12 protein-coding genes are annotated in these 16,468 nt (G+C 35.4%); 6 read left to right on the forward strand and 6 right to left on the reverse strand.

The window, feature by feature from the left end:
• Positions 1–89: 89 nt before the first annotated feature.
• Positions 90–1,193, forward strand: a complete 1,104-nt coding sequence (gene thiO / locus AC6EIZ_RS08315; protein WP_498510382.1) for a glycine oxidase ThiO — start codon at positions 90–92, stop codon at positions 1,191–1,193.
• Positions 1,194–1,231: 38 nt separating this feature from the next.
• On the opposite strand, the gene ndk is transcribed toward thiO, so the two are convergent.
• Positions 1,232–1,687, reverse strand: coding sequence for a nucleoside-diphosphate kinase (ndk, locus tag AC6EIZ_RS08320; protein ID WP_413389512.1), 456 nt, complete (start codon positions 1,685–1,687; stop codon positions 1,232–1,234).
• A gap of 142 nt (positions 1,688–1,829) precedes the next feature.
• Here ndk and speA point away from each other — a divergent pair, with 142 nt between their 5' ends.
• Positions 1,830–3,773, forward strand: coding sequence for a biosynthetic arginine decarboxylase (gene speA / locus AC6EIZ_RS08325; RefSeq protein WP_498510384.1), 1,944 nt, complete (start codon positions 1,830–1,832; stop codon positions 3,771–3,773).
• A gap of 1 nt (position 3,774) precedes the next feature.
• On the opposite strand, the gene alaS is transcribed toward speA, so the two are convergent.
• Positions 3,775–6,435, reverse strand: a complete 2,661-nt coding sequence (gene alaS, locus AC6EIZ_RS08330) for an alanine--tRNA ligase (protein ID WP_498510386.1) — start codon at positions 6,433–6,435, stop codon at positions 3,775–3,777.
• Between the two features lie 296 nt (positions 6,436–6,731).
• Between alaS and AC6EIZ_RS08335 the strand changes: the two genes are divergently transcribed.
• The 3 genes from AC6EIZ_RS08335 to AC6EIZ_RS08345 are packed head-to-tail and all read left to right on the forward strand — an operon-like array spanning position 6,732 to position 10,926.
• The gene (locus AC6EIZ_RS08335; protein WP_498510388.1) at positions 6,732–8,507 is read left to right on the forward strand and encodes a flavin reductase; all 1,776 of its coding nucleotides are present in this window, start codon (positions 6,732–6,734) and stop codon (positions 8,505–8,507) included.
• A 2-nt stretch (positions 8,508–8,509) separates the two neighbouring features.
• A complete protein-coding gene (locus tag AC6EIZ_RS08340; protein ID WP_498510390.1) occupies positions 8,510–10,360 on the forward strand; it encodes a flavin reductase in 1,851 nt (616 codons plus the stop codon).
• A 50-nt stretch (positions 10,361–10,410) separates the two neighbouring features.
• Positions 10,411–10,926 carry an NADPH-dependent FMN reductase gene (locus AC6EIZ_RS08345; RefSeq protein ID WP_498510391.1) on the forward strand — a complete coding sequence of 172 codons (516 nt, stop codon included), beginning with the start codon at positions 10,411–10,413 and terminating at the stop codon, positions 10,924–10,926.
• 12 nt (positions 10,927–10,938) lie between these two features.
• On the opposite strand, the gene mrdA is transcribed toward AC6EIZ_RS08345, so the two are convergent.
• From mrdA to AC6EIZ_RS08360, 3 genes are read right to left on the reverse strand one after another with little or no spacing between them, the layout of a single operon-like run.
• On the reverse strand, positions 10,939–12,774 hold the full coding sequence (gene mrdA / locus AC6EIZ_RS08350) for a penicillin-binding protein 2 (protein WP_498510393.1): 1,836 nt from the start codon (positions 12,772–12,774) through the stop codon (positions 10,939–10,941).
• 19 nt (positions 12,775–12,793) lie between these two features.
• Complete coding sequence (locus AC6EIZ_RS08355; RefSeq protein ID WP_498510394.1) at positions 12,794–13,171, reverse strand: hypothetical protein; 378 nt, start codon at positions 13,169–13,171, stop codon at positions 12,794–12,796.
• A 16-nt stretch (positions 13,172–13,187) separates the two neighbouring features.
• Positions 13,188–13,799, reverse strand: a complete 612-nt coding sequence (locus AC6EIZ_RS08360; protein ID WP_498510395.1) for a DUF8672 family protein — start codon at positions 13,797–13,799, stop codon at positions 13,188–13,190.
• 545 nt (positions 13,800–14,344) lie between these two features.
• On the opposite strand from AC6EIZ_RS08360, the gene AC6EIZ_RS08365 reads away from it, so the two are divergent.
• Positions 14,345–14,662, forward strand: a complete 318-nt coding sequence (locus tag AC6EIZ_RS08365; RefSeq protein ID WP_498510397.1) for a hypothetical protein — start codon at positions 14,345–14,347, stop codon at positions 14,660–14,662.
• Between the two features lie 796 nt (positions 14,663–15,458).
• On the opposite strand, the gene AC6EIZ_RS08370 is transcribed toward AC6EIZ_RS08365, so the two are convergent.
• The gene (locus tag AC6EIZ_RS08370) at positions 15,459–16,202 is read right to left on the reverse strand and encodes a hypothetical protein (RefSeq protein ID WP_498510399.1); all 744 of its coding nucleotides are present in this window, start codon (positions 16,200–16,202) and stop codon (positions 15,459–15,461) included.
• Positions 16,203–16,468: the final 266 nt, after the last annotated feature.

A 16,468-nucleotide genomic window follows, 5' to 3' on the forward strand; every position in this document is an offset into this window, starting at 1 on the left:
TAGATATATGAATCTTATGAAAGAAAAGCTCAGTCATGGAAGCTAACGTAATCTAAAACATTGAAAATAACATTTTCTAAATCCAAGCAATGGCTATCTTAAATGAAAAACCATTGTTAATCCTCGGAGGAGGATTAATGGGTCTTGCAATAGCCCATGAACTTGCTCAAAGAGGTAAACGCGTCGAAGTTTTAAGTAGAAGCAGGCGCGAAGCAGCCGGCTTTGTCGCGGCTGGAATGCTCGCTCCTCACGCTGAAGGGTTGCAAGGTGATCTGTTAAGTCTTGGTCAAACTAGTCTGCAAAGACACCCGAGATGGATAGAGAGCATTGAGACAAATAGCAAAATGTCATGTGGTCTTAAAACTTGTGGCATTGTTGTCCCATTTGAAAACCTTAAAGACTGTGAATCCTACCCAACATATAAATTTGGTGAAAAGCTAAACGGGAATGAGCTCTTTCAAGAAATTCCAGGACTCTCAAAAAAATGGAAATTAGGTTTACTTTTTAGACAGGACGGTCAAATCGATAATCGAAGACTTTTAATGAGAGCACTTGAAAAAGCTTGTGTTGAATTAGGTGTTCATTTTCAAGAAGGAGTTGAAGTGATTGAAATAATGAAAAATTCAAATGTATTTAATGGGGTCAAAATTAAAGACATTAATGGAAATATCAATTATTTAAAAAGCGAAGAGGCAGTTCTCTGCTGCGGAGCCTGGAGTAAACAAATATTTAAAACACTCCCTATTTTTCCTGTTAAGGGCCAAATGTTATCTATTCAGGGACCAAAACAGATTCTAAAAAGAATTATTTTTGGACCTGGCATTTACTTAGTTCCAAGAGATGACGGCCTAATAATCGTAGGAGCAACTAGTGAGCGTGAGGCCGGCTTCCAAAAAGGACTTACTCCAAAAGGACAACGCGAGCTACAAAAAGGAATTCAATCTCTTGTTCCTGAAATTAATCAACTACCTCATATGGAGAGATGGTGGGGTTTCCGTCCATGCACACCAGACGAAGGTCCTTTACTTGGAATGTCATCAATTAATGGACTCTGGCTTGCTACTGGGCATCATCGCAATGGAGTTTTGTTGGCGGCGATAACTGCAGAATTAATTGGAAAATCTATCTGCTCGAGCTCTTTAAGTAATGAGGAAAGTAGTTTTTTGTCCCAATTCAGATGGGACAGATTTTAAAAACTACTCACCAAAAGGTTGTGAAATTCAGCAATAATCTATTCCACTCTCCATGATTGATCTGATGGGGTCCAATCAACAAGTTCATTTTTTTGGAACCATAGATCAATTTCAAATACTGCTGTATCAGAACCATCAGAACCATGAATGACATTACGACCAATATTCACAGCTAAATCACCTCTAATAGTTCCTGGTTCAGCCTCAAGAGGCTTTGTTGCTCCAATCAATTTTCTCGCACTTGCAATAACACCTTCACCCTCCCAAACCATCGCTACAACGGGACCACTTGTTATGAAATCAACTAAACCTGAAAAGAAAGGACGATCTTTGTGAACACCGTAGTGTTTTTCTGCAAGTTCTTTGCTTGGTGTGAGTTGCTTTAGGCCTACTAATTTGAATCCTTTGGTTTCAAAACGACCAAGAATCTCAGCGATTAAACCTCTTTGCACACCATCTGGCTTGATAGCAACAAAAGTTCTTTCCAAAGTCATTGCGGTATTCAATAATATGAAGCCATAGTCTTCCTAAAACTACCCTCTTGGCAAGTAAAACATGACACTTAATAAAACTGTTCTTAGATTTAATTGTATTAATCGTGAATGGTCAAAACTTGACATCTTTGTTATCGCATAAATGGCTGTGAACCATACTAATCACTCTCTCTCTTGGACGATTCAAAACAGCTCAGACCTCTATGGGATTGATCGATGGGGAAAGGGTTATTTCATAATCAATAAAAAAGGAAATATTGGTATTTGTCCTAACGGTTCCAAAAACAAATCTCATGATTTGATGGAACTATTAGATGAACTAGAAAGTAGAAAACTAAAATTTCCTCTGTTAATAAGATTTGACGATATTCTCGAAGACTGCTTAAGAAACTTACATAAAGCTTTTGAAAAAGCAATTAATGACTACCAATATCAAGGAAAATACCAAGGTGTATTTCCAATCAAATGTAATCAACAGCGCCATGTAGTTGAAGAATTAATCAACTGTGGTTCCAAATGGAATTTTGGCTTAGAAGCTGGAAGCAAACCAGAGTTACTAATTGCTTTATCAATACTAGAAGATCCTAGAGCTTTACTAATATGTAATGGTTATAAAGATCAACGTTATGTTGAAACAGCTATTTTAGCACGTCAGCTTGGACGTCAACCTATAGTAGTCATAGAACAACCAAGTGATGTTGATCTGATAATAAAATCTAGTCATCTACTCGGAGCATCTCCACTCATAGGAATAAGAGCCAAACTATCAAGTCAAAGCAGTGGAAGATGGAGCAGCTCGATTGGTGAAAAATCGAAATTTGGACTTTCAATTCCAGAAATATTGAATGCAATTAAAAGGTTAAAAGAAGCAAATCTTCTCAATGAATTAAAGCTTTTACATTTTCATCTAGGGAGTCAAATTAATGATATAGGTGTTTTAAAAGATGCCTTACAAGAAGCAGGACAAATTTATGCAGAGTTAATTAATCTTGGAGCACCTATGGGATACTTGGATGTTGGAGGTGGTTTAGGTATTGATTATGATGGAAGTCAAACAGCCTCAATAGCATCTACTAACTACTCACTTCAAAATTATGCAAATGATGTGGTAGCAACAATTAAAGAGTGTTGCGAATCAAAAAAGATACCACTACCCACTTTGATTACGGAGAGTGGAAGAGCTATTGCTAGTCACTTTTCAATCTTAATTTTCAATATTTTAGGCAAAAATTCGTTACCTTCTGACATTCCTAAAGAAGACGAAAAAGAATGTCTCTCTGTCAGAAATTTACGTGAAACATTAGTCCATATAAATTCTCTAGAACTTAATCAAGAAGAAGATTTAGCCAAACTACAGGAAGCATGGAATGATTCTCTTAAATTTAAAGCAGATGCACTAGCGGCTTTTCGTCTCGGTTATATAGATTTAGTCGAACGTGCAAAAGCTGAGCAGTTGACATGGGCCTGTGCAAAAACAATTGTTAATCAGTTACCAAAAAATATACTTCTACCTAAAGAACTAAAGAAATTAAGTGAAAGTTTAGCCATAACCTATTACGCAAATCTTTCCGTATTTAGATCCGCACCAGACACTTGGGCCATTGATCAAGTTTTTCCAATCATGCCAATCCATCGGCTTAGCAAAGAACCGAACAAACTTGGTCACTTTGCAGATTTAACATGCGATTCAGATGGAAAGCTTGATCAATTTATTGATAATGGAAAAATTAAAAATTTGCTACCTCTTCATGAATTTAATAAAGACGAAAAATATTTAATCGGTCTTTTCTTAGGTGGGGCCTATCAAGAAGTAATGGGAAATCTACATAATTTATTTGGGAGTACTAATGCAGTCCATATAAGATTCACAGAAAAGGGAAAATACAAAGTTGAGCATGTCATTCGTGGGAATTCAAAATCAAATGTTCTTGAATATTTGGAGCATGATCCAGAAGTATTATTGGAGCGATTACGAAAATCAAGCGAATCAGCTATTCAAGGCGGGCATCTAAAAATCCAGGATGCACAAAAACTAATAGAGCATGTAGAAGCAAGCCTCCGTCAAAGTACTTATCTACAGAGCTAAATTAAGACAATTGTTGAGTCAAATCCTCATTAGCTTTTTCTAAAGCTAGATCCAACGATTGAGGTTGACTACCACCAGCTTGAGCGATATTTGGACGACCACCACCACCACCACCACACATTTTTGCGACCCCACTTATAAATTTGCCTGCATGAAAACCATCTAAGACCAAATCAGGAGAAAATGCGGCAACAAACACTAATTTATTACCGATCTCCTGATTTGGAATGCCTCCAAAAACAACAGCAGAGTACTTGCCTAAATGATCTATTAAACTTGAAGCTGCAGATTGCAATCCAGATCCGTCAACTCCATCTAAACGTCTGATTAATAATTTACTCTTACCAACAGATTTTGCATAACTCGCCAAACCCAGTGCCTTCGCTAATGCGAGTTCATTCTTTACTTTGATAAGCTCTTTTGTTTTATCTTTCAATTCCAGTTGAAGAGATGAAACCCTCTCAACAATTTCATCTGATTGAATCTTGAATGATTTACTTAACTCCTTAACTACCAAATCACGTTCATTAAAATAATCTAAAACTGATGGACCAGCGATGGCTTCTATTCGTCTGATACCTGAAGCGATACCTGTCTCATTAATAATCTTAAACGTACCTAGTTGTGACGTTCGAGCTACATGGGTTCCTCCACATAACTCCATAGAAACACCTGGAACATCCACAACACGTACCACATCACCATATTTTTCACCAAACATTGCCAAAGCACCAGCAGCCATAGCCTCTTTAATTGGCATTGTTTTAATTTGAATTGGATGATCTTCATTAATCCATTGATTTATCCTCACTTCCATATCTTTAAGCTCTTTGTTTGTTAGAGGTTTTGGAGCATTAAAATCAAATCTCAATCGATCACTTGACACTAACGAGCCTCTTTGACTTACACTTGAGTCAATCGATAACTTTAAAGCTGATTGCAATAGATGTGTAGCGGTGTGATTTGAGGTAGTTCGTTGACGAAAAGATGGATTAACATTCATCTGAATAGATGAGTTCACTTTTAGAACTCCAGTTTTAATAATTCCAGAATGAATAAAAATATTCTTCTTTTTTCTAACATTTTCTATAAATACCTTTAGACCTTGAGACGTTATTAGGCCTTTATCTCCAATTTGGCCACCCGACTCAGCATAAAAAGGCGTGCCATTAACAATAATCTTGACTAAATCACCCTCAACAGCTTGTTTCACTAATTCATTGTTTTTAAAAATACCTACCACAGTAGAAGTGGTCTCTAACTTTTCATAGCCCTCAAATCTTGTTTCATCAAATAAAGAAATTTCTCTTTCAATTGAACCTTCTTCAGTTAAATCAATACTGACAGAAGCATCTTTTGCACGTTTACGTTGCTTTGCCATCTCGTTCTCAAAACCATTAATATCAACAGAAATACCTTTTTCATTCGCGATCTCTTCTGTTAATTCAAAAGGGAAACCATAAGTATCATAAAGTTCAAATGCCTGAGCACCAGAGATAAGATCACATTCATGAGCTGTTATCTCTGCCAAAAGTTTTTCTCCCCGTTCAAGAGTTTCAAGGAAACGAGATTCTTCTATTTTTAATTCATTAAGAATAATTTTCTTTTTTTCCAGTAATTGAGGATAAGCATTTGTCATCAGCTCAATAGCAACTTCAGCTAGTTGAGGTAAAAATGACTGATTAATCCCTACTAGTCGACCATGTCGAATCATACGCCGTATGAGACGACGAAGAATATAGCCTCGGCCAAGATTACTAGCAGTTACACCATCACAAATTAAATGAGTGACAGCTCTGCAATGATCTCCAATTATTTTTAAGGATGTTTGATTTTTTTTATTTGTAGTTTCATAATTAATTTTAGCTAACAAAGCCGCTGACTCAATTAGAGGAAAAATAAGATCCGTTTCGTAGTTATTAGATTTTTTTTGCAAAATTTGAGCCATTCTTTCTAAGCCCATTCCTGTATCAATATGGCAATTCGCCAATGGTTCAAGAGTGCCCTTTAAGTCTCGGTTGTATTGCATAAAAACCAAATTATAAAATTCTATAAATCGACTATCGTCTTCAAGATCTATACCATCACTCCCTAATTCAGGTTTAAAATCAAAATACAGTTCCGAACATGGCCCACAAGGTCCTGTAGCTCCAGATGACCAAAAATTATCCGAAGCACCCATTCTGATGATTCTCTTTGCATCAACCCCTTCAACTTCTTTCCATATTTGCTCTGCTTCTAAGTCTTCTTCAAAAACGCTAATGACTATATTCTTTGGATTTAGTTGAAAAACATCAGTGGTTAATTCCCACGCCCATTGAATTGCCTCTTTTTTAAAGTAATCACCAAAGGAAAAATTACCGAGCATCTCAAAAAAAGTATGATGCCTAGCTGTTCTCCCTACATTTTCAATATCATTTGTTCTAATACATTTTTGACTGGATGTTGCTCTAGGAGTAGGAGACTCTTTCAATCCTAAAAATATAGGCTTAAAAGGTAACATCCCCGCAATTGTCAATAAAACAGTTGGGTCATCTGGAATTAAAGAAGAACTTGCAAGTTTCTTATGATTATGTTTGGCAAAAAAGTTTATAAATGCTTCTCTTATTTCATCACCTGAAAGAGATGGTGGATCTATTAAGGTGGAAGAATTTTTTTTCATGACTAAAAATTATCTCTAAAAAGGTTTTTGAAAACAATCACAAAAATGGTCAGATTGGCTCAATTTGCCCTTAAACAATAACAAAATGGAAACCCATGAGACTTCGAAACACAAAATATTCAAAAAAATCCGTCGAGATCCATACCTACTTTGCAAACAAATAATATTTACGGGAAGCAGTATCACAAGTCCAAACCTGATTATCCTATTATAGTAAAATATGAACTAGGTATTTTCACTCAGCAATCTTATTTATTGCTGCTCTCTAGCTCTCTCTGATTAATGTCTTTAGGAACATGATTTTTACTGAATCGACAGCTTTAGAAAATCAGAAAAAGGATGCTCCTAGGCTTTCACTGCAATATGAAAAAATTGCTGAAGATACGCACACTTTAAGATCGTTGGATTGGGATCGGAGTAGGTTTGATATTGAATTTGGCCTTCGAAATGGAACGACTTACAATAGCTTTTTAATAAGAGGCAAAAAAACTGCACTTATAGATACAAGCCATTTAAAGTTTAAAGACATTTGGTTTGAAAAACTAAGACAAGAAATCAATCCAATAGAAATTGATTATTTAATAGTCAGTCACACAGAGCCAGATCATTCAGGACTAATTAAATACTTAATTGAATTAAACCCTAATATTGAAATTGTCGCATCTAAGGTAGCTATAAAATTTCTAGAAGACCAAATCCATCAACCTTTTAGGTCAAGAGCAGTCAAAAGTGGTGAGGATCTAAATTTAGAAATTAATTCAATCAGCGGAATCGAGCATAAAATTGAATTTATTAGTGCGCCAAATCTCCATTGGCCCGATACTATTTTTTCTTTTGATCACGGTACACAAGTTTTATATACTTGTGACGCATTTGGTTTGCATTACTGTTCAGAAACATTGTTCGACGAAAATCCAAGTCTATTAAATGAAGATTTTCGATTTTATTACGACTGCCTCATGGGTCCTAATGCTCGCAGCGTAGTTCAAGCATTAAAAAAAATTGATGCATTGCCAGCTATCAAGACTATTAGTGTTGGACATGGACCAATCCTCAATTTTAATACGCAGTTATGGCTGAATAATTATAGAGAATGGAGTAAACAACGAAGTACAGGCGAAAATTACGCTGTGGTTTGCTATCTAAGTCAATATGGTTTTTGTGATCGTCTTAGTCAAGCAATTGCTCATGGCATAGGTAAGGCAAATGCTCAAGTCCAATTAGTTGATCTTATTGCTTCAGATACTCAGGAGTTAACCGCTTTAATTAGTGAGGCAAGTGCAGTCGTTGTTCCTACATGGCCTATAAAATCTGATTCAGAATTACAAAGCAACGTAGGAACTCTACTTGCATCGTTAAAACAAAAGCAGTGGGTAGCTACTTATGACTCCTATGGCGGAAATGAAGAGCCTATTGACTTTATTACTAACCAATTAAGAAAGCTTGGACAAAAAGAAGCTTTCAAACCACTTCGAGTGCATGATGTACCAAACAAAAGTGTTTACCAACAATTTGAAGAAGCTGGTACAGATTTAGGTCAAATTCTTACTAGAAAGAAAAATTTAGCTGCTACTAAAAGCCTTGATGGAGACTTAAATAAAGCACTTGGTTGCTTAAGCGGGGGACTCTACATTGTCACAGCAAAAGATAGTGAAGGCACGGATAGTCGAGACGGTGCGATGGTTGCAAGTTGGGTTAGTCAAGCAAGTTTTGAACCCCCTGGAATAACTGTGGCAGTAGCCAAAGACAGAGCCATTGAATCATTATTGCAAGTCAATGATCGTTTTGTTCTGAACATCCTTCAAGAAAATAATTATTTGCACCTCTTCAGACACTTTTTAAAACGTTTTCCACCAGGTGCTAATCGATTTGAAGGAGTTGAATTGATGAATGATCTTGCTGCTGGAGGACCAGTTCTATCTGACGCGCTGGCGTTCCTTTCATGTAAAGTTATTCAAAGAATGGAGACAACAGATCATTGGATCATTTATTCATTAGTTGAAAAAGGTAATTTATCTAATACTCAGAGTAAAACAGCAATTCATCACAGAAGAGTTGGTAGTAATTATTAACAATGACAGTAGAAAAAGTTTCTTCGACAAATTTAAATACTTTTATAAAAAAAACCATTCAGATTCCTATTGAAGAGAACTTCCTTTGCTTAAGAAGCCTAAATCCAAAAAGAACAAGATTTGAAGTTGAATATTCACTTGAAAAAGGAAGCTGTACTAATTCTTTTTTATTTAAGTCTTCTAAAGATGAACATTCTAAATTACAAGAATATATTTTAATCCATCCTCCTGGGTTAACATTTGAAAAAGAATTTTTAGAAGAGTTTGAGACATTAATTAGCAGTGATTCCGCAGCAATAAAGTTAGTCATGGGTCATATCAATCCAAATAAAGTGGCTTTTGTGAAAAGAATGAATGTGAAATATAAGAATTTAACGGTTATTTGTTCGAATCCAGGAGCAAAATTATTCAAGGAAATTTGGAATTTACGAAAACCATCTAAGACTACAAATACTAAAGATGCATTGGATACAGTTGCACTCCTTCCAAATATTCAAATTATTAAGCAATTAGAGACTCTGTCACTCAATAATGATTTTGAGATTACATTCATTCCTGCACCGACAGCTCGTTGGCCAGGTGGACTAATTGTTTTTGAAAAGCAAACCGGTTTACTGATGAGTGATAAATTATTTGGTGCACATGTTTACGAGGAAAAATGGGCTGAATTAAACAGTAGTAGTACGGAGGAAGAAAGAAGACATTATTTTGACTGCCTTATGGCACCAATGTCTACTCAAGTCAATAGTATTATCGAAAAATTAGAAGACTTTGAGATTGATATAATAGTTCCTGGACATGGACCTGCCATTACAGGTAGTTGGAGAAGTTTGTTAAACAACTACCAAAGCTGGGGGGAAAGCCAGAAATACAGCAACTTAAGGGTTGCTCTATTGTTTGCTAGTGCTTATGGAAATACTGCCGCTATTGCTGATGCCATCGGTAGAGGGATTAGTAAAACAGGCGTCAAAGTTAAGATTATTAATTGTGAATTCACCGCATCAGACAACTTAATCACTGAAATTCAAAATGCTGATGGATATTTAATTGGATCACCAACATTAGGAGGTCATGCCCCCACTCCTATTGTTTCAGCACTTGGGACACTTTTGGCTGAGGGTGATAGAGGCAAACCTACTGGAGTATTTGGAAGTTATGGATGGAGTGGGGAAGCTCTTGATTTACTTGAAAAAAAATTGAAAGATGGAGGGTTTAAATTTGGTTTCGAACCTATAAAAATCAAATTTAGTCCTGATCCTTTTATGATTAAAAAGCTTGAAGAAACAGGTATTCAATTTGGTAAACAATTAATTAATGCGAAATTACGTCAACAAAGAAAAGCTAATGTTGGTTTAAATACAAGTAAAAATGATCCAACAATTAATGCACTAGGAAGGGTCGTTGGTTCATTATGTATATTGACTGCTCAAAAAGGAAATGGAGATAATCTTATTAACGGAGCGATGGTTGCAAGTTGGGTAAGTCAAGCAAGTTTTTCTCCTCCTGGTATTACCATTGCGGTGGCGAAAGAAAGAGCTGTAGAAAACTTACTTTATACAGGTGATAACTTTGCTTTAAACATTTTAGAGCAAAACAATCACCAAAGTCTTCTTAAACAATTTCTTCAATCATTCAAACCTGGAGATAATAGATTTACCGATCTTGAGATCAAATTAAGTCCAAACAATCAGCCATTATTAAACGATGCTTTAGCTTGGCTTGAGGGTACAGTTAATCAAAGAATGGAGTGTGGGGATCATTGGCTAATATATGCTGAGATTAAACATGGAAAAGTCATTAAAAAAGATGGATTAACAGCAGTTCATCATCGAAAAACCGGAGCGAACTACTAGACCCATTCCAAAATCGGCTTAATCCTTTTATACCCCTCTTCTAATTCCAAATGTCTAATAAAAACCTTCTTGTTATAGCTGCTAGTAATGGCGAAAATCTCAAATTAGCTAAAAGATTTCTAGTTGCAGGAAAAGAACTAAATTACTCATGCGAATTACTTGATTTGACAGAATCAAAAAATGATTTACCTATATTTAATCCACGTCATAATTCAGAAGATAAAGTACCAGAAAATCTTAAGTCGATCAATACTCAAATGGAGAGCCACTCACACTGGGTCATTTGTGCGCCTGAATATAACGGTTCAATTCCTCCAATTCTTACGAATGTAATAGCTTGGCTTTCTGTGCAAGGAACAGATTTTCGTAGTTTATTTAACGAACGTCCAATTGCAATTGCAAGTTTTTCAGGAGGAGGGTGTATGGAATTATTACTTTCTATGCGAATTCAGTTAACTCATCTTGGAGCTTTAGTCTTAGGTCGTCAATTGGCTACAAATAAATCAAAGATTGCTGAAGATAAATCAATTAACGCAATTCTAAATCAACTATTACAACTAAAATAAGTCTCATTAAATCTATAACTCATCTTTACTGCTGATTAATTGCTCATTAGAATTTAATTTATGCCATTTCTCCAACATTTTTTTTGCCATAGGTAGAGCATGCACTGAACCACCACCAGGAGTATTCTGAGCAAAAGCAACAATAACTATCTCGCCAGATTCATAAGGTGCAAAGCCAGCAAACCATGCATGATCAGCACCTCCACTGCTATCTTCAGCTGTTCCTGTTTTACCAGCCACTGAAGGAAGAATAGAGGTATCTATATTTAGTCCCATTGCAGTCCCATTAGTTACAACTTTTCGAAGCCCTCGACGGATTGTTTCGAGTGTCGTATCTTGAATATCCACTTTTTGAAAATATTTTTCTGACCTCCAGTTTTTATTGTTATCAACTAAATGAGGAGTAATCAAATAACCACCATTTGCAAAAACTGCATATGCACGTGCTAATTGCAATGGAGTAACTAGAACAACAGATTGTCCAATCGATGCACTAGCTATATCCTCCACGATCCAAGGGGTTTCTCCAGGTTTCCCCCATCCACGACCTTCATCAGCCCATTTCTTATTACCCACTAAGCCCTTATTTTCATCAATAAAAGTTTCTATACCTGTATAGTTATCGAAGCCTAGCTTGATTGCTGCATCATATAAAGCCTCTGATCCAACCCCAACCCCAACTTGATAAAAGAAAGTATTACTAGATACTCTAAATGCATCTTCGTAACCAATCCAACCAAACCCTCTTTTATTGTGCTCTGGAAAACAATGACTTCCATATTTAATACAAGGAATAGTATTTAATTTTCGATTAGCAGGAAATTTGCCGCTTTCCATACCAGCAATAGCTGTTATAGGCTTCCATGTACTACCTGGATCGTAGGCATTAAATGCTCGACTAAGAAGAGGACGCTTTAATGACAAAAATAAGGTGTCATATTGATTATTTGTAAAAGGCTGAGAAAAAAAATTAAGATCAAAAGTCGGTTGACTTGCAATAGCTCTAATTGCACCTGTACGCGGATCAAGCGCTACTATTGCTCCACCAAGTTTGTCAGACAATACTTTTTCCGCAGTACGTTGTAGCTTTAGATCAAGAGTTAATTTGATATCCTGGCCAGCTTTTGGTAACTTTAAACCTAGACTTCGTTGAACAGTACCTATCGAATCAATCTCAAGCATTTCACCTCCCCACTGACCTCTTAATTGAGATTCAAAAGCAGCTTCTATACCTTTTCTTCCAATTCGATCAGATAATTTATATCCTTTTTCTGAAAGTTGAGAAAACTCTTCTTGTGTGATCAACTGTGTATAACCCAAAACATGCGCAGCTAGAGACTTAAAAGGATAATTTCTGACTAAATCAATATCTATTTGGGCTCCATACAAGTTTCTTTCTTGTTCTTTGAACCTAACTACCTGCTCCTCCGACAAATTAGTGAGTAATACTTTTTTATAAGGAGTTTCTGAATTATTTCTATTAAATGCAGCCTCTAATTGATTAATCGAAACATTTAATAAGTCAGATAAGTTTTTTCTCAGATCAATCCATTTATCATTGGTCAAAAGTCGAGGTTGAATAGATAAAGAATAAAATAGTTTATTATCTGCAATAACTACACCATTACGATCTAATAATCTTCCTCTTATTGGTGGATTGCTAATAAGCTTAATTCTATTTTCTTCTGAAAGCTTTTTATAATAGGAGCCATTAATTATTTGTATCCAAAAAAGACGAGCGCCTGCCACTGAAAAAATCAAACATATCAAGAAAAAGAAAACTAAGGGTTGATTGAAAGCACCTACATGCTTTTTGCTACCTAAGTGTAATTTTTCCTTTTGTAGCATTTCTACAATTCAATAGTATTTATTTATTGTCTATACCTTGTGAGTCATTACTTAAATAATGCCTTAATTCATCTAGTTGGCTATCAATTCTATTTAAAGTTGAGACTAAAGAGTCCTTATCATTGCTTTCATGATCAGGAAAATTATCCTCAACAGTCACATCAACTGAAACTACTGGATGACCTAAGCCAGGAATAATTTTATCAATCTTATCCCTGACTTTCTTTGCAGATGTTTCGCCGTCTACCTGGAACTCTGAAAAAGGATCTTTTGATTTAAATACAGTCATTATTTTTTTTAATCCACCAGCTTTAGCATTATTTACAATACCAATACCAAAAGGTAAGGCATATTCGAGTGCAAATAACTGCAAATCTCTTAAGTGATCTTTAGCCATAATGGCTTTACAAAAGCTACTTCAGGATACTCGTTTCTGACGATGAAAAGTAAGGAGTACAACTATTATTAGAAATCCCTATAGACCAACCACCAAAGATTGACATCACAATTATTGTTGCGAATGGGAGAAAAGCTTGATGAGTGGTTTCAAGCGTTAACCATTCTCGCCACCCTCTGATAAAACGTTCTCTAGCAAACCTGTTGCGTTCTCTGGAAGCTTGATTAATTTTTCTTCTAAACGATTTTGCTACCCAACGTTCGAAAGATTTTTTCTTAGTGACTGCCATTTTTCTCTCGACCTCTAACAATTGTCCTGCAGTAAGATCAGGGTGAAAAGTGCCTATTAATTCAAGCGTTTTCAAAAACATTTCCACTGCAGCATCTTTTATCAATCGCTCTTCATCTTTTAGAAAAGTCCAATCAACTTCAGGATAAAAGCGTGCTCTATTTAAGTTTATCTGCTCTTCACTTAACTGCCCAGGCTCTCTTAGCCACCTATCAGTATTGCTATCAAAACGTCGCCAATACAAAAAAGGATTAATATAAATCACCTTTCCTAAGATGGTTATACTATCTTTCTGAAGGCGTCGACTCAACCTTACATCAGTCTGTGGTGCAACTGTCAAAAGTAATCAGCTATTGAACCAAGGTATCTTTTTTTTTTGAACTAGACCACCCCTTCATAAGATTATTCCTCTAAACAATGCTTTACTTGATAGGACTTTAAAGAAATATTGAAATCATTCTAAAGCTGAATTAAGTAACATCCATTTCATGAATTTTGATTTTGATGCTGGAATTAGAAGCAGATTTTAATCTTCTTATCCTATTATCAAATAAAAATAGTTAAGTATTTCTTCTTTTAAAAAATACTAATTTCTGCTCTAATTAGATTTAAAATACTTAAAAAGAATATTTACTGATCTATTGCATTAGCTTCTCTTATTAAAGACTTTTTATAAAAGCTTAGTTGCCTCTGATATTATTACTGATGAAATAGTGCATGCTGAAAAAATAAAATTTATCTGGTTTTCTATTTTTTAAATCTCACTTTGTATATTATGAAAGAATACATACAAATTCTTACAGGAATAAGTATCTTTTTTAAATTGGTTTGGCATAACATGAATAATTAAGTTATGTTCATTGCGAACATATTCAAACAACTACAATGCTACGCAAGCAAGAAAAAAATGCTGTTACAAGGGGAGTGATCCTTGCTATTGGTTGGGGATGGGGTTTAGATAGGTTCTATGAAGGTGACAAAAAAGGAGGAATACTCTCAATAATTGGGTGGGGCATTGTTTTCACAAGTTTTCTATTCTTAAAATGTTCAGGCATCGAATATGTTGATGGTGTAAAAGATTTTTCTAACTACAGTCCAAACCCTTTGATTGTTCTTCCTTTAATTGCTGGTTTATATGGAGTTTATTTAATTATTAGAAAAGCCTTTAGATTAGCAAAACAGTTTGAAAACGCCGAAAACTGAGCTTTCAGTGTGCTTAAAACCAAGTGAACTTTTTCATCTAAGTCATTTTGTTTTTTGATAGTGACAAAAAGTCCTCATAGGAGTAAAAATAAACTTACAGGACAACTCCTCACACAATAGTTCTGTTAAAAAAAGCACCCCACTTCTTGTAGGTAGGGTGCTTTTTAAATGACTATTTGTATAAATTGCTCAATATGACAATCATTAGACCACTTGGTTTATACCTGAGATTACTGCCATCAAGGAAAAATTGTAATTTGTGAGAACTCAGATCCTCCGCAGTGGAAACAAGGAAACAATTGAGACTGCTCTAAAAAACTGGCTTGTGCATATCACAGCGGTTTTTTGTTTCTACTTTTGATCCAGAGGAGGTTATATAAGGAAAAAGCAATCAGTAAGGTTTTCTGAACAATTTTTAAAATATTTTTTACTAATCAATTCAATTAAATAAATTTTGATTCAATGACGAAAGACGTTAACAAAAGCAAAAACAAATGCACCAACTAATGAAAAACGATGTTTACCTATGGAATTATTCAATTAAGTTCCAACGTAGTTTCTGCAGTCACTCTTTTGGCTATTGTATTTAGTCTTTCTCCGTGAAAAATGAAGCAAAATTTTCAACGATTGTGTCTAAGAATCACCCAATGTATAGCGATTCTTTTATCTGATAACGGCAATTAAGAAATTGATCGCAACTCTTTATATATAGTTCTGTAAGCAAAGATAGGCACCCAAAGTCACTACGGAGATTGGATACCTTAAGGCAAGTAGTCAAGATTAGTTGCGCATCAATTTAATGAGGATGTTGTTTTGTGTCTTCCATCTCAAGAGATGCTCTAGTTGCATCTACAAAATGGATTTCAAGTTCATTACTAAAAATGTCCGTACCGTTGGTGGGAATCACAAGGGGTAAATTTCTGTAAGTAACCAAACAATTTTCCATGTTTAGTTCCTGTGACGAAAAATTTCCATCGTGCTTTCCACCCGCTGTCTTGAATTTTCCTGCCTCTGTTCTCGACCAGATAATAAACCAATCAAGCTTTTCTAATTTTTCTAGTTTTGCTTCATTCTCTTCGTGGTAGTCACCAGAATCAAACAACCCCATCACCGATGTCTCAATACCCTTACCATCAACTTCTATTTGTCCTTCATCCAAGTGAATCTTGTATTCCTCTGCCCCATCCTCTTCAAGAAGAACTTCATTATTAAAAGTTTTCTGAGCTAGTGCTAGCATCTCTTCTTTTCTGTTATCAAGAATTTTGCTGATGACCATGTCTTCGTCCCAGTGACGTTCATCAATAATATATCGGAGTGAACCAAATCTTTCCGAAAGTGCCTTGTTAGCAGCATCTTTAGCAATCTTAGCTGCCTTTGCACTATCTTCATCAAGTTCTTGTTTCAAGCGCTTTATATCACTCGCAAGTGCATCCATTTTTTTATAGAACTCGCCATAATACTTTCCCGCTCGTGTTTTCTCTGTTGAGTAGAAGACTTTAATGTATTGAATATCTCCGTTGTAAGTAACTTCAAATGACATTGGATCAGAGAACTATATCTTATTGAGATGATTACGCCTTTTTCGTACTCTGGCCATATTTAATTTGCTTGCTTTTAATACAAAGTTCGATAAGCCGCTGAAAAGGTGTGAGACTTGATAGAAAGGAACATTTTCGTACGCTCTTTTCATATGCTTTTTCATACTTTTATTTTGTATCAAATTAGTGATTTGATTAAATATTGTCATTTTTTTGCATCATACAAAAATTGGCACTTTTCTTTGGATGTTCTTCTATTGCAACCTGA

It is taken from the genome of Prochlorococcus sp. G4PB16 (genome assembly GCF_059772465.1).